Genomic DNA, 18081 nt, shown 5'->3' on the forward strand with positions numbered 1-18081 from the left:
GCCAGCGAGGACGTGGTCCGGGAGGCCGGGGTGATCATCCCCGACGACCAGGAGGACGAGGTGGAGAAGTTCAGGGAGTTCCTTGACACAATCACGCCCGAGGACTTCGGTCGCGCAGGGTAGGAATTTCGGTGCATTTACGCTTCACGACGCGCCGGGTGGGGTCGTTGACTGAGCTTGGCCCCAGTCCTACGGTGCAAGTGAAACCCACGGCTGTGCGTAAACCCCCAGATCAGGCCGCGGGATGAGAGAAAGCCGGAGGTCCGCGTGGCGGTCAGCAGCGGCGAGGGTAGAAACGCCGATCAGGATGACCCGGAACGGCGCCAGTCGGCACGTCAGCGCGCGGGTGAAGAGGGTCTGCTGTTCGACGGGCAGCCGGTGAAGACGCCCGCCGACATCGGATATCGAGGCCCCACCGCCTGCGCGGCGGCCGATATCACCTATCGGCAGCTGGACTACTGGGCGCGCACCGGACTGGTCGAGCCCACCGTGCGGGCCGCCCACGGCTCCGGCTCCCAGCGACTGTACGGCTTCCGCGACATCCTGGTGCTCAAGGTCGTCAAACGGCTGCTCGACACCGGTGTCTCCCTCCAGCAGATCCGCATCGCCGTACAGCACCTGCGCGACCGCGGCGTCAGCGACCTCGCCCAGATCACGCTGATGAGCGACGGGGTGAGCGTCTACGAGTGCACCTCGCCCGACGAGGTCATCGACCTGCTCCAGGGCGGGCAGGGAGTCTTCGGCATCGCCCTGGGCCGGGTGTGGCAGGAGGTCGAGGGCTCGCTGGCGGATCTCCCCGGTGAGCGGGCGGAGGCCGGCCAGGGCCCTTTAGGCGATCACCACGCAGATGAGCTGGCCCGTCGTCGCAGGGCTCGGCGCACGGGGTAAAGTTAGCTCTGCTGCTGACCCTGTGCGGGAGAGACCCCGACATGATCGGGGCGCCGAAGGAGCAACCTCCCCGGAATCTCTCAGGCACCCTGTACCGCACGGACGAGGCGACTCTGGAAAGCAGGTGCGTCCGCCAGACGTATCTCACCGACGGTGAAAGCCTCCCCGCTGGGGAGGTGAAGCTCTCAGGTCGAGATGACAGAGGGGGAGATCCGGCATACGCCCGCGCCCAGCGCCGGTCTCCACCGCCTCGGGAGGCTTTCCATGACCGATCTGTCACCGCTCAGCGAGCTCACCCCTCCGCCGTTCGCCACCCGCCACATCGGGCCCGCGGACGCCGACCAGACCCGCATGCTCGAGGCGGTCGGATTCGCCTCCACCGCCGACCTGGTCGCGGTGGCCGTGCCCGAGGCGATCCGGGCCAAGGACCGGCTCCGCCTGCCCCCGGCGGCGAGCGAGCCCGAGGCCATCGCCGAGCTGCGCACCCTGGCCGGGCGCAACGCCGTGCTCACCTCGATGATCGGCCTGGGCTACCACGACACGATCACCCCGGCCGTCATCCGGCGCAACCTCCTGGAGAACCCGGGCTGGTACACCGCCTACACGCCCTACCAGCCGGAGATCTCCCAGGGCCGGCTGGAGGCCCTGATCAACTTCCAGACGGTCGTCTCCGACCTGACCGCGCTCGACGTCGCCGGGGCCTCCCTGCTGGACGAGGCCACCGCCGCCGCCGAGGCGATGACGCTGGCCCGCCGCGCCGGCCGCGCCGCGTCGAACGTGTTCGTCGTGGACGCCGACGCGCTGCCGCAGACCAAGGCCGTGCTGCGCACCAGGGCCGAGCCGCTCGGCATCGAGCTGGTCGACAGCGACTTCACCGGCGAGCTGCCCGAGTGCTTCGGCGTGCTCGTGCAGTATCCGGGCGCCAGCGGCCGGGTCAGGGACTTCCGCTCCATCGCCGAGGCCGCCCACGCGCGCGGCGCCCAGGTGGTCGCCGCCGCCGACCTGCTCGCCCTCACCCTGCTCACCGCGCCCGGCGAGTTCGGCGCCGACATCGCGATCGGCTCCTCGCAGCGCTTCGGCGTCCCGCTGGGCTTCGGCGGCCCGCACGCGGCCTACATGGCCGTCCGCGACGGCCTGCAGCGGCAGATGCCGGGCCGCCTGGTGGGCGTCTCCCAGGACGCCGACGGGCGCCCCGCCTACCGGCTCGCGCTGCAGACCCGCGAACAGCACATCCGCCGCGAGAAGGCGACCAGCAACATCTGCACCGCGCAGGTCCTGCTCGCGGTGATCGCGGGCATGTACGCCGTCTACCACGGCCCCGAGGGGCTGCGCCGGATCGGCCGGCGCATCCACCGGCACGCCGTCGTGCTCGCCGCGGGCCTGCGCCACGGCGGCGTCGAGGTCGTGCACGACGACTTCTTCGACACCGTGCTCGCCCGCGTGCCCGGCCGCGCCGCCCAGATCGTCGCCGCCGCCCGCGACAACGGGGTCAACCTGCGCCTGGTCGACGCCGACCACGTGGGCGTCACCTGCGACGAGAAGACCGAGCTCATCCACCTGGAGCAGGTCCTGGCCGCCTTCGAGGTCAGCGGCGCGGTCCTGACCGACCTCGACGCCGCCGCGCACGACGCGCTGCCCGTCGAGCTGGCGCGCACCAGCGACTACCTGACGCACCCGGTCTTCCACAGCCACCGCTCCGAGACGGCCATGCTGCGCTACCTGCGCAGGCTCCAGGACAAGGACATCGCGCTCGACCGGTCGATGATCCCGCTGGGCTCGTGCACCATGAAGCTCAACGCGACCACCGAGATGGAGCCGATCACCTGGCCGGAATTCGCCGGGCTGCACCCCTATGCCCCGGAGGAGCAGGTCGGGGGCTACCTGGAGCTGATCAAGGAGCTGGAGGGCTGGCTGGCCGAGGTCACCGGCTACGACGCGGTGTCGATCCAGCCCAACGCCGGCTCCCAGGGCGAGTTCGCCGGTCTGCTGGCCATCCGCGCCTACCACAAGGCGCGTGGCGAGTCCGGACGCGACGTCTGCCTGATCCCGTCCTCGGCGCACGGCACCAACGCCGCCAGCGCCGTCATGGCGGGCATGCGCGTCGCCGTGGTCGCCTGTGACGACAACGGCAACGTCGACCTCGCCGACCTCGACGCCAAGATCGACAAGCATCGCGACCAGCTCGCCGCCATCATGGTGACCTACCCCTCCACGCACGGCGTCTACGAGGAGACCATCACCCAGGTGTGCGAGCGGGTCCACGAGGCTGGCGGCCAGGTCTACGTCGACGGCGCCAACCTCAACGCGCTGGTCGGCCTGGCCAAGCCCGGCGAGTTCGGGGCCGACGTCTCCCACCTGAACCTGCACAAGACCTTCTGCATCCCGCACGGCGGCGGCGGCCCGGGCGTCGGGCCCGTCGCGGTCCGCGCGCACCTGGCCGACTACCTGCCCGGCCACCCGCTGCGCGACGGCTCGGCGGTCGGCCCGGTCTCGGCCGCGCCGTACGGCTCGGCGGGCATCCTGCCCATCTCCTGGGCCTACATCCGGATGATGGGCGCCGAGGGCCTCACGGCGGCCACCGAGCAGGCCATCCTGTCGGCCAACTACCTGGCGCGCAGGCTGGCCCCGCACTACCCGGTCCTCTACACCGGCCGCGGCGGCCTGGTCGCCCACGAGTGCATCGTCGACCTGCGCCAGATCACCAAGGAGACCGGCGTGACCGTGGACGACGTGGCCAAGCGCCTGGTCGACTACGGCTTCCACGCGCCGACCATGTCCTTCCCGGTGGCCGGCACGCTGATGATCGAGCCGACCGAGAGCGAGGACCTGGCCGAGCTCGACCGCTTCTGCGACGCGATGATCGCGATCCGGGGTGAGATCGAGAAGGTCGCCTCCGGGGCCTACGACAGGACCGACAACCCGCTGCGCAACGCCCCGCACACGGCCGACTGCCTGCTCACCGGCGAGTGGGACCACCCCTACACCCTGACCGAGGCGGCCTACCCGCTGCCGTCGGTGCGCGAGGGCAAATACTGGTCGCCGGTCCGCCGCATCGACCAGGCCTACGGCGACCGCAACCTGGTGTGCTCCTGCCCGCCGCTTGAGGCCTACGAGGACTGACCGATACTCCCGCGGCCCGCGCCCCTCCCGGCGCGGGCCGTATTCGTCCCATATGTGGGGGACGGGTGCGGCCCCGAGTCGTTAGGCTCGGGGCATTCCTTTACCCGGGAGGACCCTGCATGCCAGAGGTGGACACGCACCCCTTGGACACCGCGCGGAGACTGGCCGAGAGCGGCGACCTGGACGGCGCGGCAACGATCTTCACAGCGCTGGCCGCCGACCCCGCCGAGCCCGACCGGGCGCAGGCGGCGGTGGGGCTGGCGGTGGTGCTCCAGGAGCGCGGAGACGTGGCGGGAGCCCGGGCCGCGGCCCGCACCGCGCTGGTGACCGGGCATCCGGAGTTCGCCGCGCAGGCCGCCTGCCTGCTCGCCCGCAGCTTCGAGCGCGAGGACCTGCCCGACCAGGCCCGGGCCGCCTGGCAGGCCGCCCTCGGCGTCGGGAATCCCGCCTACCTCCCGCTGGCGCACATGGCGCTGGCCAGGCTCGCGGAGGGGCGGCAGGAGGCCGAGGAGGCCCTGCGGGCCGCGCTGGCGACCGCCCACCCGGAGATCGCCTCCCACGCCGCCCAGGGGCTGGCCGAGCTGCTGATGGAGGAGGGGGAGGCGGGTGAGGCCGCCGAGGTGCTCCTGGAGGCGCTCTCGGTGGCCGAGGTGGCCGACGTGCCCAGGCTCCGGGTCCTGCTCGGCATCGCGCATCTGGAGCTGGCATGCGCGGAGTTCGCCGGGGCGGTCGAGGAGGGCGGCGAGGCCGAGACCGGTGCGCTGGCCATCGAGCTGCTGGCCCGCACCCTCCCGCTGCGGGGCCGCGACGAGGACGCCGAACAGGTCTGGCGCTACGGTCTGGACAGCCCTGACGAGCGGCTCGCCGAGGACGTCCGCCTCAGGCTGAACCGCGGCGCCTGATCCCCCGCCGATCTCTTGCCGGGCCGGCCCCCCGCCGGCCCGCCGGGCTCAGTCGCGGCCACGCCAGCGGCTGATCGCGTGGGCGATGTTGATCACCACGATGCCGCCCCAGGCCAGCAGCAGGCCCGCGGTGCCCGCCTCGCCGGCGGCGATGGCGGTCAGCGGGATGCCGATGCCCATCGAGCCCAGCGCGATCGCGGTGGAGGAGCCGCCCTTGCGCTGCCGGGGCGGGTGCCCGGGGTGGGGCTCCGGGTAGGGGCCCGGATGGGGGTGGCGGCCTCCGGCGAGGTTCATCTCGGCCCGCACGCGGGCGGCGATGCTCGCGTCGAGGCGCTCGACGAACGCCTCCACCAGCGCGGTCTCGTACTCCGGACCGAGCTCCCGCCGGGCCTCGATGGTGGCGCGCATGTCCTGTCGGATATCTTGGTGATCCTGCACGTCCCGATTCTCCGCCCGCACGCGGCCGCTGGCATCAGCCGTTAGGACTAGATCTGTGTCCATCCGGAGCACGGCCCCTGCCATGGAGATCATGACCCCGCACGGCCCGGCCCTGGCGGAGCTGGACGAGGTCACCGACCCGCGTTTCCTGCTGGTGCTCACCCACGGCTCGGCCGGGGGAGTGGACGCCCCGGACCTGCTGGCCGTACGGGAAGCCGTGACGGGGATCGGCGGGACGGTGGCCCGCGTGCTCCAGCCGTTCCGGCTGAGGGGGGCCCGGGCCCCGGGCTCGGCGGTCAAGCAGGACGAGGCCTGGGTGGCGCTGGTCGCCGGGCTCCAGGAGCGCTGTCCGGGGCTGCCGCTCGTCCAGGGAGGGCGGAGCAACGGGGCCCGGGTCGCCTGCCGTACGGCCCTGGAGGTCGGGGCCGAGGCGGTCGTCGCGCTGGCCTTCCCGCTCCATCCGCCGGGCAGGCCGGAGCGCTCCCGCGCCGGGGAGCTGCGCGCGGCGGGCGTGGACGTGCTGGTGGTGAACGGAGATCGCGACCCGTTCGGCGTGCCCGAGGCGGCGGACGCCGCGCGCCTGGCGGTGCTGCCGGGGGAGGGTCACGATCTCAAGAAGGACCCCGCCCGCGTGGGCGAGATCGTCGCGGAGTGGCTCGGGGCGAGGATGCGGCCGCGCCCGGCGCGATGATCAGGCGACGCCGGCCAGGGGCCGGTGCGGCTCGATGACGGCACCGTCGGGCAGGAGCTCGCCGGTGTCCTCGAACAGCACCACACCGTTGCAGAGCAGGCTCCAACCCTGCTCGGGGTGGGCTGCCATCGTGCGGGCGGCTTCGCGGTCCAGCGCCTCGGCGGACGGGCAGGACGGCTGGTGCGGGCACATCGGCGTGCCTCCGGATCTCTCTTGTCGGCTCACCGGAATCCGCATCGGAGGCCGGCGGGCACCGTCCCGATGGGTTCCGTTCCCACCTGTGACGGGGGGAGGAGCATCTGGATTGACATATGGCCATGCGCGCCTCGGGCTGGGTGAGGCCCGCACATCAAGCAGATCAAACATACGGTCGGATCACACCCTTGAGCGTGCGATCTGACCGCACGCACAAGTGTGGGATCTGGTCGCACCCGGCGACATAGCCCGTTAGGACTGTTTGCGGACGTGAAAAGGGTGAGTCCTGAAGGGGATCTTCGGGGGTGTGACCTATAGCACAGCATGCCTCATAGCCGGATAACCGGCCAAGTGCGACACGCCGCCGGGCCGGTAAACGATCGGTTACGACTTTCTGACGCCACCTGACCTGGTCAGACCTGCCAGGAGCGCCTCCAGGCCCAGCTCGAAGTCGTCGTCGGCCGCCGGGCTGCCACCGCCCTGCGACGGCGGGCGCCACGGCTCGTCGTCATCGCCCGCCGGCTCGGCCCAGCCGGACTGCTGCACCTCCACCGCCACCGCGCCGAAGACGTAGGCCCGCATCGCCCGCACGGCCCGTGCCGCGTCGGGCAGCCCCGCGTCGGCGAGCTGGTCGGTCTGCTCCCGCACCGCGAGCGCCGCGCGGCCCTTGGCCGGCTTGGTCAGCGCCAGCGCCAGCACCCCCGGATGCTCCCGCAGCGCGGCCCGGCTCGCCCGGCACCACGCCCGCGCGCTGTCCTGCCAGGTCTGGCCCGGCTCGGCGTGCACGGTGGTGACGTGTTCGGCGAGCGCGTCCATGAGGGCGTCCTTGCCCCGCGGCAGATGGTGGTAGATGGCCATCGCCTCGACCTGGAGCGCGTCGCCCAGTCGCCGCATCGTCAGCCGCCGCAGCCCCTGGCTGTCGGCGATGTGCAGGGCAGCCTCGATGATGCGCTCTCTGGAGAGCGGGATGGGCGGTCGCTTGGCAGGCATGGGGACATCCTGCCACCCCGAACCTTACTGCGTAAAGGCGGACGCGCCGGGCAGGGCGGCGCCTGAGTGTGTGGGGTGGGAGCGGACGGCGTAGGCTACGGGCTGTGATCTGCCGGGGAATGCCCGGCGATGGATGGGAGAGGGCAGACGATGGCGTTTTTCCGACCGAGCGTGAGCCGGGAGGCGGAGGTCCGTTACCACGCTGACCAGGAGGTCGGGAAGAGCTTCCCCGAGCTCCTGGAGAAGGCGCGCGCGGCGGAGGTCGAGCTCCGCCGGGTCCAGGCCGCCGCGGCCTCCCCCGAGGAGCTCCGGGCCGCGGGCCGGGCCTTCGACAAGGCCCTGACCGATGCGCTGCGCGCCGCCGAGGCCGGCCAGCGGGCGACGTTCGGCGTGAAGTCCTACGAGGACCGGATCCGCCGCCGCAAGGGCAGGGCCACCCCGAAGGGCGCCGAGTGGACCGCCGAGGTCGACCGCCTGCGCACCCTCCGCGAGCAGAACCGCCTGACCGGCATCGCCCGCGTCCCGCGTCCGGTCACCGCCGCCGCGCGCTGACCGAGCCCTCTCGGGGCGACCATTTCTCCACGACACCCGCCGCGCGGCCGCGCGGCGGGTGTCGTGCTTCCGGGCCTGTCGTCAACGGAGCCGTCACCAGGTTCACGCGGGCACGTCTGCCCTGGTCAGGGATTCTTCTAGTGATCCTTGGCGGGTTTCTGAGGCGACGCCGTCAGCCCGAGTGGGCGGCGAGCTGGGTGACTGGGTGAACGGCATCGGCGAGCCGAGTGTGTGACAGGTGATGCGAATTCTGTGTCACGGGTGACGCACGCCTCACCATCACGCCATATCACTCTGGGCACTTATACAACTACCTTCAGTGAGCGGCGGGAAAGTGATCACCCAGCCCCTCGTGGCGTCCGAGCCGGACGCGCCCGGCGAGGGCGATCACCTCTCGGCCCAACAGCGGATGGCGACGTGATCGAAGGCCGGTCATTGCCGCGCGATCCGCGCCGGTGGCAGACCTCCCCGGAGACGACGCGTCGGGGCAGAGCGAAGGCGAGGTGGCGGGTGCATCTGACTCCGCACGAACAGGAACGCCTGATGATCCATGTGGCCGCGGACGTGGCCCGCAGGCGCAAGGAGCGGGGGGTCCTGCTCAACTACCCGGAGGCGGTCGCGCTGATCACGGCGCACGTGCTGGAGGCGGCTCGCGACGGCAAGTCGGTCCACGAGCTGATGTCCGCCGAAGAGAGGATCCTTTCCCGTGACGACGTCATGGCGGGTGTCCCGGAGATGATCTCCGATCTCCAGATCGAGGCGACGTTCCCCGACGGCACCAAGCTGGTCACCATTCGCGCCCCCTTCGCCGAAGCCGACGAGAAGGCGGCAACCGAGGCCGAGGTGGAGGCGCCGGTTCATCCGGGGAGGATCGACCATCCGGAGGGCGCCACGCCGGTGGCCTTCAACGAGGGCCGCGAGATCACCATGGTGACGGTCACCAACGGTGACGACCGACCCATCCAGGTGGGCTCCCATTACCACTTCTACGAGGCCAACCCCCGCCTCGACTTCGACCGAGCCGCCGCCTACGGCAAGCGCCTGCACATTCCCGCCGGCAGTTCCGTCCGGTTCGAGCCACGGTGCACCCGGACGGTGACGCTGGTGCCCATCGAAGGCAGGCGCGTCGTCGCCGGCCTGCGCGGCCAGGTCGGAGGGCAGCTCGATGGATGAGTCCGTGACAGACGCAACGGCGGACGCGTCCGCGGACACCTCCGCGGCGCCGGCGATCGACCCACTCGCTGAGCCCACGGCAGGACCATCAGCGCAAGAGGGTGGGCCGGGACCGGAGATCCTGCCGATCGAGCGGCCGCTGACCCGCGTCGAGTACGCCGACCGGTACGGCCCGACGCTCGGCGACCGCATCCGGCTGGCCGACACCAACCTGCGGATCGAGATCACCGAGGACTGGGCCGGCGGCCCCGGACGCAGCGGCAACGAGGTCATCTTCGGCGGCGGCAAGGTGATCCGCGAATCGATGGGGCAGTCCTGCGCGCCGCGCGACCCGACCAGGTTCGGCGCTCCGCAGCCACCCGACACGGTCATCACCGGCGCGGTCGTCCTGGACCATTGGGGCGTCGTCAAGGCGGACGTGGGCATCCGTGACGGCCGGATCGTCGCGCTCGGCAAGGCCTACAACGACGAGACCATGGACCGGCTGCACGACGGGCACGAGCGGGCCGGCGACTTCCTGATCGGCCCGGAGACCGAGGTCATCGCGGGCAACGGCAAGATCCTCACCGCGGGCGGCATCGACACCCACGTGCACCTCATCTGCCCCGAGCAGGTCCACGAGGCTCTCGCCGCCGGGGTCACCACCTTGATCGGCGGCGGCACGGGCCCCGCGGAGGGCAGCACCGCCACCACCGTCACGCCCGGCGCCTGGCACATCGCCCGGCTGTTCGAGGCGCTGGACGCCTTCCCGGTCAACATCGGGCTGCTCGGCAAGGGCAGCACCATGTCCACCGAATCCCTCTACAACCAGGTGGAGGCGGGCGTCCTCGGGTTCAAGATCCACGAGGACTGGGGGGCCACCCCGGCCGTGCTACGCCGGTGCCTGGAGGTGTGCCGGGCGACAGGCGTCCAGCTGGCTCTGCACGCCGACTCGCTGAACGAGGCGGGCGCGGTCGCCGACACGATCGAGGCCATCGGGGACCACCCGATCCACATCTTCCACGTCGAGGGCGCCGGCGGCGGTCACGCCCCCGACATGATCACCATGGCGGGCCTGCCGAACGTGCTGCCCGCCTCCACCAATCCCACCCGCCCCTTCACCGTCAACACGGTCAAGGAGCACATCGACATGGTGATGGTCTGCCATCACCTCAACCCGCTGGTGGCCGAGGACCTGGCCTTCGCCGAGTCGCGGATCCGGCCCTCCACGATGGCCGCCGAGGACATCCTGCACGATCTCGGCGCCATCTCGATCATGTCGTCGGACGCCCAGGCGATGGGCCGCATCGGCGAGATGATCATACGGACGTGGCAGACCGCGCACGTGATGAAGGCCCGGCGCGGCCCGCTGGAAGGCGACCAGGCCGGCGACGGCGGAGCCGACAACCACCGCGCCCGCCGCTACGTCGCCAAATACACCATCAACCCGGCCATCGCGCACGGCATCGATCACGAGGTCGGCTCGGTCGAGGTGGGCAAGCTGGCCGACCTGGTGCTGTGGGAGCCGAAGTTCTTCGGCGTCAAGCCGCACCGGGTCATCAAGGGCGGCCAGATCGCCTACGCGCAAGTCGGCGACGCCAACGCCTCCATCACCACCCCGCAGCCGGTCCTGCCCCGGCCCATGTGGGGAGCGACGGGCCGGGCGCCCGGCGCCAATGCGGTCAACTTCGTCACGGAGCAGGCGATCCGGTCCGGGCTGGCCGGCCGGGTCAACGTGCGTAAGCCGTTCCGGGCCATACGCGACACCCGCAAGGTGTTCAAGGCCGACATGCGGGAGAACAACGCCTGCCCCGACATCCGCATCGATCCCGACACTTTTGAGGTCGAGATCGGTGGCGCGGAGGCCAAGGACGTCAAGACGGAGATCGACGACCAGCTCGTCGACGGCCGTCAGTTCGCCGACACGCTGCCCATGGCCCAACGCTACTTCCTGTTCTGACCACTGCCGGTCACACTTCAGGGGCGCGACGCATGGGCAGGCTCCATGAACGCTCCATGTCAACGAAGGGGAGCCGCGCACGATGAACCGTGCCGCCCTGCTCGTCCTGGCCGACGGCCGGTTCCCCGCTGGAGGCCACGCTCACTCCGGCGGGGCCGAGGAGGCCGTCACGGCCGGACGCGTGCGGGACGTGGCGAGCCTGGAGGAGTTCAGCCGCGGCCGGCTGCACACCAGCGGCCTGGTCGCGGCCGGGCTCGCGGCCGCGGCCGCCGCCGGACACGACCCGCTGCTGCTGGAGGAGGCGGCCGACGCCCGCACGTCCGCCCCCGCCCTGCGGCACACCTCGCGCAGACTCGGCCGGCAACTGCTGCGGGCCGCCCGGGCCACCTGGTCCTGCGCCGAGCTCGAGGCCCTGGCCGCGGCCCGGCCGCGCGGCGCCCACCAGCCCGTGGTCCTCGGCGTGACCGCCCGGTGCGCGGGACTGGCCCCGCTGGACGCCGCGTACGTGGCGGCATATGAGAGCATCGGCGGCCCGGTGACCGCGACCGTCCGCCTGCTCAGGTTGGACCCCTTCGACGCCGCCGCCGTCCTCGCGCGCCTGGCCCCCGACATCGACCACGTCGCGGCCGCCGCGGCCGAGGCCGCGCAGCGCGTCCACACCGACGGGACCGCCGCGCTGCCGGCCGCCTCCGCGCCGCTGCTCGACATGGCCGCTGAACAGCACGCCGTCCGGAGCGCCCGCCTGTTCGCATCCTGACGACTCCTTCGATCCTCCCCTGGAGCAGCCATGCACCTGCACCATAGCGACACCTTCCCTGACGGCCACGCCCATGGCCCCGGCGGCTCCGGCGAGCGTCCCGGCGACCGCCGCGCCCTGCGCATCGGCCTGGGCGGGCCGGTCGGCTCCGGCAAGACCGCCACCGTCGCCGCCCTGTGCCGCGCGCTGCGCGAGGAGCTGTCCATCGCGGTCGTGACCAACGACATCTACACCCGCGAGGACGCCGAGTTCCTGCTGCGCGAGGCTGTCCTGCCCACCGAGCGCATCACCGCGGTCCAGACCGGCGCCTGCCCGCACACCGCCATCCGCGACGACATCTCCGCCAATCTCGAGGCCGTCGAGGACCTGGAGGGCCACCTCGGCCCCCTCGATCTGATCCTGGTGGAATCGGGCGGCGACAACCTCACCGCCACCTTCTCCAAGGGCCTCGTCGACGCCCAGATCTTCGTCATCGACGTCGCCGGTGGCGACGACATCCCCCGCAAGGGCGGCCCCGGCGTCACCACCTCCGACCTGCTCGTCATCAACAAGACCGACCTCGCCCCGCACGTCGGCGCCGACCTGGAGGCCATGGCCCGCGACGCCAAGGCCCAGCGCGGCGACCTGCCCACCGTGCTGACCGCGGTCAAGGCCACCGGCGGCATCACCCCCGTGGCCGGCTGGATCCGCGAACGCCTGGCCGCCTGGACCGCAGGCCCCGCATGAGCCGAGCGGCCCTTCCCCCCACACCGACCCCCGCCCCCGACTCCACACCGGCCTCCACGCCGGCCGAGCGAGCCGTGCCGGGTGTGCACGCCACCGCCCGCATCAGGGCCGCCCGCGCCGGAGGCACCACCGTCCTGCCCGTGCTCGCCGGTGACGGCCCCTTCGACCTGCGGCGCGGCCACGCGCACGGCGACCGGGCACGGGTGTGCATCCTCGGCGTCATGAGCGCCCCCCTCGGGGGCGACCGGCTGCGCATCGAGGCCGCTGCCGACCACGGGGCCCACCTGCACATCACCACCGCCGCCGCCACCATCGCGCTGCGCGGCCCCACCACCGAGCATGCCACCTATGACGTGCACCTGCGCGTGGCCGAACACGCCAGCCTGCACTGGCTGCCCCAGCCGCTCATCTCGGCCGCCCGCAGCAACCTGCGCCAAAGCTGCACCATCGACCTGGCCCCGACCGCCCGGCTCCTGCTACGCGAAGAAGTCGTGCTCGGCCGCTCCGGCGAGCCGCCGGGCCGGCTGTCCACCCGCCTCACCGTCCACCGCGCCGCACGCCCCCTGCTGGAGCAGCAGACCATGTTCGGGCCCGGCGCACCCGGCTGGGACGGCCCCGCCGTCCTGGCCGGCCACCGCGCCGTCGGTCAGATCCTCATCGTCGACCCCGCTCTGGACCGGCACCCGCCCCGCGCCCGCCTGTTCGGCGACGACCCGGCAACCGGCCAGGCCGTGCTGACCCCGCTGGCCGGCCCGGCCATCCTGATCACCGCTCTGGCCCCGGACACCCTGCACCTGCACCGCCTGCTGAACGCGGCGCACCCCATTGCCTGAACATCCCGCGGCACCGCCGCCCGCCTGAAGCGTCACGACATCGCTCACGCCTGCGGTGGCGACGGCGGCCCGGTCATGTCCAGGCGCCGGTCGCGGTGCAGCCGCACCGTCCCGTACGGATGGAGGGCAAGACCAATGCCGTTTGGGGCTTATGGCGCGTTCTTACCGGCACCCCGACTGGTGTCAACAGTCATACGAATGTTTGAAACGCTTGTTCGCGGCACTGGTAGGATCGCCCGCGTGGGAGTTCCTGAGGATTTGCTGGCCGCGGCCAAGCAGTGCCTGTCCGAGCGCGGATATGCCCGCACGACGGTCCGGGACATCGTCGCCGTCTCCGGCAGCAACCTCGCCGCGATCAACTATCACTTCCGCTCCAAAGACGCCCTGCTCACCCAGGCGATGATCGAGGTGACCGGGGAAGCGGTCGCGGAGGTCCTCAAGGCGTTCCCGGATGACTCCAAGGAGTGGTTCGAAGCGTTCTGGGCAGAACTGATCGAATCCTTCCGAGCCAATCCGATGGTGTGGCGAGCCAACGTCGAGACGCTGGCGCAGGCACCTCATCTCCCCGAAGTACGAGCCCGCCTGGCTGAAGGGCAGGCGCTGGCCCAGCGTGAGCTGGCCCAGCGCCTGCCACGCCAGGACGAGGCGGGTGCGCAGGTGCTGTTGACGCTGTTCATCGGCCTGCTGGTGCGATGGCAGATCGATCCGGACAACGCCCCGACGGCTCACGACCTGGCCGCCGGTATCCGGTCGGTGGCCGAAGCGGTCGCCGGCTAACGCATCACGTGCCGTCCGGAGTGGTCCGGGCGAGGTCGCGGCCGGCTCGCACGCCGTACGGAGCGCAACATGACCGGCGCGAGCAGCGCCATCAGGCACAGACCCACGGCTGCGGCGATCATGGCGTGGTGCTGGCCTTGCGTGAAGGCCTCGCGGGCCGCGGCGGTCAGAGTGGTCCCAGCCGGTTCCGGCAGGTGCCGCGCCGACTCCAGGGCGCCGCCGAGGGTGTCCAGCGCCGATGCGGGAGCGCCGGCGTCGCTGAGGTGTCCCCGGTAGACGGCGGTGCCGATGCTGCCGAGCAGGGAGATGCCGAGCGCGCCGCCGAACTCGGTGGCCACCTGCGACAGTCCGGCGACCGAGCCCGCCCGCTCCGGCGGGGCGGCGGTGATGATCAGGTCGGAGGAGACGGTCAGGACGAGGGTGACGCCGCCGGCCATCAGCATGATCCCGGCGATCAGCAGGCCGCTCTGGCCGGTCACGTCCAGCCTGGACAGCAGCGCGAACCCGCCGGCGCCGACGAGCAGCCCGGCGCAGACCACCAGCCCGGGACGGATCCTGCGGACCAGGACGGGGGCCAGCCCCGCGGCGAGCATCGCCGTCCCCGCCGAGGGCAGCGCGTACAGGCCGGCGATGAGCGGCCGGGCGCCCATGACCATCTGCAGGTACTGGGTGGTGAAGAGGCTGGAGCCGACCATGGCGAAGACGCCGAGGGTGTTGGCGCTGATGGCGGCGGTGAAGGCGCGGCTGCTGAACAGGCGCACGTCCAGCATCGGATCGGTCGTCGAGCGCTGGCGGCGGACGAAAGCGGCTCCCAGTGCCAGGCCGGTCACGATGGCCAGCACCGGCGGCCAGCCGAAGCCCTCCTGGGCGATGTGCTGGATCCCGTAGATCATGGGCAGGATCGCGCCCAGCGACAGGACCACGCTGAGAAGGTCGAGCCGGCTCGGGTGCGGGTCACGCGATTCGGGGAGCAGCAGCGGCGCCAGGATCAGCAGCAGCGCCATCACCGGCAGGTTGACCAGGAACACCGAACCCCACCAGAAGTGCTCCAGCAGCGCGCCGCCCATCAGCGGACCCAGCATGGCGCCGCCGGCGAACGCGCCGGTCCAGATGGAGATGGCGATCCGGCGCTGACCGTCGTCGTGGAACATGTTGCGGATCAGCGACAGCGTCGAGGGCATCAGCGTGGCGCCGCCCACCCCGAGCAGGGCCCGCGTGGCGATGAGCAGGTCCGCGCTGGGGGAGAAGGCGGCGACCGCGGAGGCGGCGCCGAACGCTGCCGCCCCCGCCATCAGCAGCCGTCGCCGTCCGACCCGGTCGCCCAGCGTGCCCATCGGCAGCAGCAGTCCGGCCAGCATGAACGGGTAGATGTCGATGATCCACAGCAGCTGGGAACCGCTCGGCGCCAGGTCGGCGCTGATGAACGGCAGTGCGTACGACAACACGTGCAGGTCGACGGAGATCAGAAGTACGGGCAGGACCAGGACGGCCAGCCCGATCCACTGCTTGCGTCCGGCTTTCATGGGCGGCCTTTCTCGCGGAGGGGGGCACCGGCGTGGTGCAGGTGGCGGAGGGCCTCGCTGTGCGAGGCCACGAAACTGACTTCGTGGTACGGCAGGCCGAGCCGGCGGCAGTAGGCCCGCACGATGGGTTGCGCCAGGCGCAGGTTGGGGGCGGGCATGTTGGGAAACAGGTGGTGTTCGATCTGGTAGTTGAGCCCGCCCATGGCGATGTCGACGAAGCGGCCGCCGCGTACGTTGCGGGTGGTGAGCACCTGCTTGCGCAGGAAGTCCTGGGTGGCTTCCCCGGTCAGCGTCGGCATGCCCTTGTGGCCGGGGGCGAAGACGCAGCCCATGTAGAGGCCGAACAGCCCCTGGTGCACGGCGAAGAAGACCAGGGCCTTGCCCGGCGACAGGACCCAGGCCAGCGCGCCCAGGTAGAGCACGGAGTGGGCGAGCAGCAGCGCGCCCTCCAGGACGCGGTGTTTCATCCAGGGCCGGCGCAGCGCGCGGATGCCGCCCACGTGCAGGTTGAGCCCCTCCAGCAGGAGCAGCGGGTAGAACAACAGCGCCTGCCGGCCGCCGATGAGCCGGGCCGGCCCGCGGCTGTCACGCGCCTGCTCCTGTGACCACACCAGGACGTCGGGCACGACGTCCGGATCGAGGTTCTCGTGGTTGGGGTTGGCGTGGTGGCGGGTGTGCTTGTTCATCCACCAGCCATAACTGAGGCCGATCCCGAGATTGCCGCCGAGGCGTCCGAGGACCTCGCTCGGCCCTCGGGCAAGGAAGATCTGCCGGTGCGCCAGGTCGTGCAGCACGAGGGCGACCTGGGCGAAGACGATCGCGGAGCAGGCGGCCAGCGGCACCTGGAGCCAGGAGTCGCCGAGCCGGAAGAACGCCGCCACGCCCGCCAGGTAGAGACCTGCCACCGTGCTGAGCCGTACCAGGTAGTAGCGGGGGCGGCGGTCGAGGAGCCCGGCCTGCCTGATGCGTCTGGACAGGCGGCTGAAGTCGCTCGCGGCCGTGGCCGTTGCGGTTGCTTGTGCCATGCCGCCGACCATACACACGTTTTGAACATATGTGCAAAACATATGTTTGTGACAAATGTTTGGATAGGGTGGCGGCGTGAAAGAGCGAGACAAGCTGATCGAGGGCGCCGAACGCTGCCGGTAGGAGGCGCCCCTGTGCCTGAGCCGCGGATCCTGAACCGGCGAGTCACCGAGGCCGGCTGTACGGCGAGCTCCGTCGCCGCCGTGACCGCCTGTGTCGTGCGCGGTGGGCTCCGTCGCCGCCGCGACCACCTGCGTCACGCAGGGCGAGGCCATGATCCCGTTCCGCGCCTTCACTCCATGTCCGGACGGCGGAGGGCGGTCTTCGGGCGGTCAAATGGACATGATGTCCGCTTGGCGTTACGATGTTAAGCGGACATCATGTCCACTTATTGATGGAACGGAGAGCCATGAGCCACCTGCTGCACCTGGACGCCAGCGCCCGCCGCGCGTCCTTCTCCCGCGAGCTGTCGGAGGCGTTCGCCGGGGCATGGCGCGCCGCCAACCCCGGGGGCGGATACTCCTACCGGGACCTCGCGGCCGACCCCGTCCCGCACATCGGGCAGGCCTGGACGGAGATCTGCGACAACGTCATGGCCTACGGCATCACCGACATCGGCCGCTACCGGGAGGCGGTGCGGACCCCGGCCCAGGAGGAGGCCTGGGCGATCATCGAACCGCTCCTCGCCGAACTGGTGGCCGCCGACGTCGTGCTGATCGGCACGCCGATGTACAACTACTCGCTCCCTTCGGCGCTGAAGGCCTGGATCGACCAGGTGACCTTCCCCCGGATGAAGCTGACGGGCCGGAGGTTCGTCGTCACGGGCGCGCGGGGAGGGGCCTACGGCCCCGGCACGCCCAAGGAGCCCTTCGACCACGAGGAGCGTTACCTGCGTGACTTCTTCCTCGGGCACTTCGGCGTCGAGGACGTCACGTTCGTCCACGCCGAGCTGACCAACTCGCTGGTCGACCCCCTGCTGGCCGGCGCGCGGGGCGAGCACGAGGAGTCCCTCGCCGCCGCCCGCAAGCTGGCCGTGGAGCTGGCCGCAGAGCCGGTCCGGCAATGAACTGGGTCCTGCTCGTACTGGCGGGGCTGGTGGAGATCGCCTGGTCGCAGAGCATCAAGCCGACCGAGGGGTTCACCCGGCCGATCCCCACGGTGATCTGCTTCGCGCTGGCGGCCGTCGCGGTCTGGCTGCTGTCGAAGTCCATGCAGACCCTCCCCGTCGGCACGGCCTACGCCGTGTTCACCGGCATCGGCGCCATCGGCGCCATCGGACTGGGGGTCGCGCTGCACGGCGACCCGCTGAGCGCCGGGCGTCTGGCGGCGCTCGCGCTGATCGTCGGTGGGATCGTGCTGGCCAGGCTGGCCGGCTGACCGGTCTGTGGGCCGAACGGTGATCGGTTGACCGGCTGATCGGCCCATGGGCTGATGGTGGCCGGCATGAGTCGGCAGTGGTCGGTCGGCCGGTTGTCGGGCTGACCGGCCTGTGGGGGATCCGCGGGCGGGCCGGTGGCACGGCCGGCGTCCGCCGGCGCGGGAGCGGCTCCC

The 18081-nt window shown here is 71.6% G+C and carries 18 protein-coding genes, 1 pseudogene and 1 riboswitch; of the genes and pseudogenes, 14 read left to right on the forward strand and 5 right to left on the reverse strand.

All coding sequences use genetic code 11. The features are described from left to right. The 4 genes and pseudogenes from ACWDS7_RS35190 to ACWDS7_RS35205 all read left to right on the forward strand — a co-directional run. Window positions 1-123 (forward strand): annotated as a pseudogene (locus ACWDS7_RS35190) (bifunctional nuclease family protein); the annotation flags it as partial. 144 nt (window positions 124-267) lie between these two features. Next, window positions 268-888: a MerR family transcriptional regulator gene (locus ACWDS7_RS35195; RefSeq protein ID WP_306874588.1), complete on the forward strand. Its 621-nt coding sequence runs from the start codon at window positions 268-270 to the stop codon at window positions 886-888. Window positions 889-903: 15 nt separating this feature from the next. Beyond that, window positions 904-995, forward strand: a riboswitch (glycine riboswitch). 157 nt (window positions 996-1152) lie between these two features. Then, a complete protein-coding gene (gene gcvP / locus ACWDS7_RS35200; RefSeq protein ID WP_451932772.1) occupies window positions 1153-4008 on the forward strand; it encodes an aminomethyl-transferring glycine dehydrogenase in 2856 nt (951 codons plus the stop codon). A 119-nt stretch (window positions 4009-4127) separates the two neighbouring features. Next, window positions 4128-4910, forward strand: a complete 783-nt coding sequence (locus ACWDS7_RS35205) for a hypothetical protein (RefSeq protein WP_451932773.1) — start codon at window positions 4128-4130, stop codon at window positions 4908-4910. A 48-nt stretch (window positions 4911-4958) separates the two neighbouring features. On the opposite strand, the gene ACWDS7_RS35210 is transcribed toward ACWDS7_RS35205, so the two are convergent. Beyond that, window positions 4959-5318: a hypothetical protein gene (locus ACWDS7_RS35210; RefSeq protein WP_451932774.1), complete on the reverse strand. Its 360-nt coding sequence runs from the start codon at window positions 5316-5318 to the stop codon at window positions 4959-4961. Between the two features lie 112 nt (window positions 5319-5430). On the opposite strand from ACWDS7_RS35210, the gene ACWDS7_RS35215 reads away from it, so the two are divergent. Continuing rightward, window positions 5431-6039 carry an alpha/beta hydrolase family protein gene (locus ACWDS7_RS35215; RefSeq protein WP_451932775.1) on the forward strand — a complete coding sequence of 203 codons (609 nt, stop codon included), beginning with the start codon at window positions 5431-5433 and terminating at the stop codon, window positions 6037-6039. Here ACWDS7_RS35215 and ACWDS7_RS35220 read toward each other — a convergent pair whose 3' ends face one another. Both ACWDS7_RS35220 and ACWDS7_RS35225 read right to left on the reverse strand, forming a co-directional pair. Then, window positions 6040-6231 (reverse strand): DUF5999 family protein, encoded by a 192-nt coding sequence (locus tag ACWDS7_RS35220; protein WP_012890661.1) that lies wholly within the window; start codon window positions 6229-6231, stop codon window positions 6040-6042. Window positions 6232-6618: 387 nt separating this feature from the next. Further along, window positions 6619-7224: a TetR/AcrR family transcriptional regulator C-terminal domain-containing protein gene (locus ACWDS7_RS35225; RefSeq protein ID WP_451932776.1), complete on the reverse strand. Its 606-nt coding sequence runs from the start codon at window positions 7222-7224 to the stop codon at window positions 6619-6621. 150 nt (window positions 7225-7374) lie between these two features. Between ACWDS7_RS35225 and ACWDS7_RS35230 the strand changes: the two genes are divergently transcribed. The 7 genes from ACWDS7_RS35230 (at window position 7375) to ACWDS7_RS35260 (ending at window position 13981) form a co-directional block, all read left to right on the forward strand. Further along, window positions 7375-7776 (forward strand): hypothetical protein, encoded by a 402-nt coding sequence (locus tag ACWDS7_RS35230; RefSeq protein WP_451932777.1) that lies wholly within the window; start codon window positions 7375-7377, stop codon window positions 7774-7776. 510 nt (window positions 7777-8286) lie between these two features. Then, window positions 8287-8949, forward strand: a complete 663-nt coding sequence (locus ACWDS7_RS35235) for an urease subunit gamma (protein WP_451932778.1) — start codon at window positions 8287-8289, stop codon at window positions 8947-8949. A gap of 139 nt (window positions 8950-9088) precedes the next feature. Continuing rightward, entirely contained in the window at window positions 9089-10888 is a 1800-nt protein-coding gene (locus ACWDS7_RS35240; protein ID WP_451932785.1) for an urease subunit alpha, read from the forward strand. An 82-nt stretch (window positions 10889-10970) separates the two neighbouring features. Beyond that, entirely contained in the window at window positions 10971-11645 is a 675-nt protein-coding gene (locus ACWDS7_RS35245; RefSeq protein WP_451932779.1) for an urease accessory protein UreF, read from the forward strand. Between the two features lie 30 nt (window positions 11646-11675). Then, window positions 11676-12371 carry an urease accessory protein UreG gene (ureG, locus tag ACWDS7_RS35250; protein WP_451932780.1) on the forward strand — a complete coding sequence of 232 codons (696 nt, stop codon included), beginning with the start codon at window positions 11676-11678 and terminating at the stop codon, window positions 12369-12371. After that, window positions 12368-13204 (forward strand): urease accessory protein UreD, encoded by an 837-nt coding sequence (locus ACWDS7_RS35255; protein WP_451932781.1) that lies wholly within the window; start codon window positions 12368-12370, stop codon window positions 13202-13204. The genes ureG and ACWDS7_RS35255 overlap by 4 nt, the downstream gene beginning before the upstream one ends. A gap of 240 nt (window positions 13205-13444) precedes the next feature. Further along, window positions 13445-13981, forward strand: coding sequence for a TetR/AcrR family transcriptional regulator (locus ACWDS7_RS35260; RefSeq protein ID WP_451932782.1), 537 nt, complete (start codon window positions 13445-13447; stop codon window positions 13979-13981). Here the strand turns inward: ACWDS7_RS35260 and ACWDS7_RS35265 are convergent. Together ACWDS7_RS35265 and ACWDS7_RS35270 are read right to left on the reverse strand one after the other, a co-directional pair. Then, window positions 13978-15504, reverse strand: coding sequence for an MFS transporter (locus tag ACWDS7_RS35265; protein ID WP_451932783.1), 1527 nt, complete (start codon window positions 15502-15504; stop codon window positions 13978-13980). The two genes, ACWDS7_RS35260 and ACWDS7_RS35265, sit on opposite strands and share 4 nt — an antisense overlap. Then, the gene (locus tag ACWDS7_RS35270) at window positions 15501-16529 is read right to left on the reverse strand and encodes a fatty acid desaturase family protein (protein ID WP_451932784.1); all 1029 of its coding nucleotides are present in this window, start codon (window positions 16527-16529) and stop codon (window positions 15501-15503) included. The genes ACWDS7_RS35265 and ACWDS7_RS35270 overlap by 4 nt, the downstream gene beginning before the upstream one ends. 410 nt (window positions 16530-16939) lie before the next feature. On the opposite strand from ACWDS7_RS35270, the gene ACWDS7_RS35275 reads away from it, so the two are divergent. Together ACWDS7_RS35275 and ACWDS7_RS35280 are read left to right on the forward strand one after the other, a co-directional pair. Next, window positions 16940-17596, forward strand: a complete 657-nt coding sequence (locus ACWDS7_RS35275; protein WP_306874544.1) for an FMN-dependent NADH-azoreductase — start codon at window positions 16940-16942, stop codon at window positions 17594-17596. Beyond that, window positions 17593-17907 carry a DMT family transporter gene (locus ACWDS7_RS35280; RefSeq protein WP_306874542.1) on the forward strand — a complete coding sequence of 105 codons (315 nt, stop codon included), beginning with the start codon at window positions 17593-17595 and terminating at the stop codon, window positions 17905-17907. Before ACWDS7_RS35275 ends, ACWDS7_RS35280 begins: the two co-directional genes overlap by 4 nt. The last annotated feature ends 174 nt before the right edge of the window (window positions 17908-18081 follow it).

The sequence above is a fragment of the Streptosporangium sp. NPDC003464 genome (assembly GCF_053588315.1).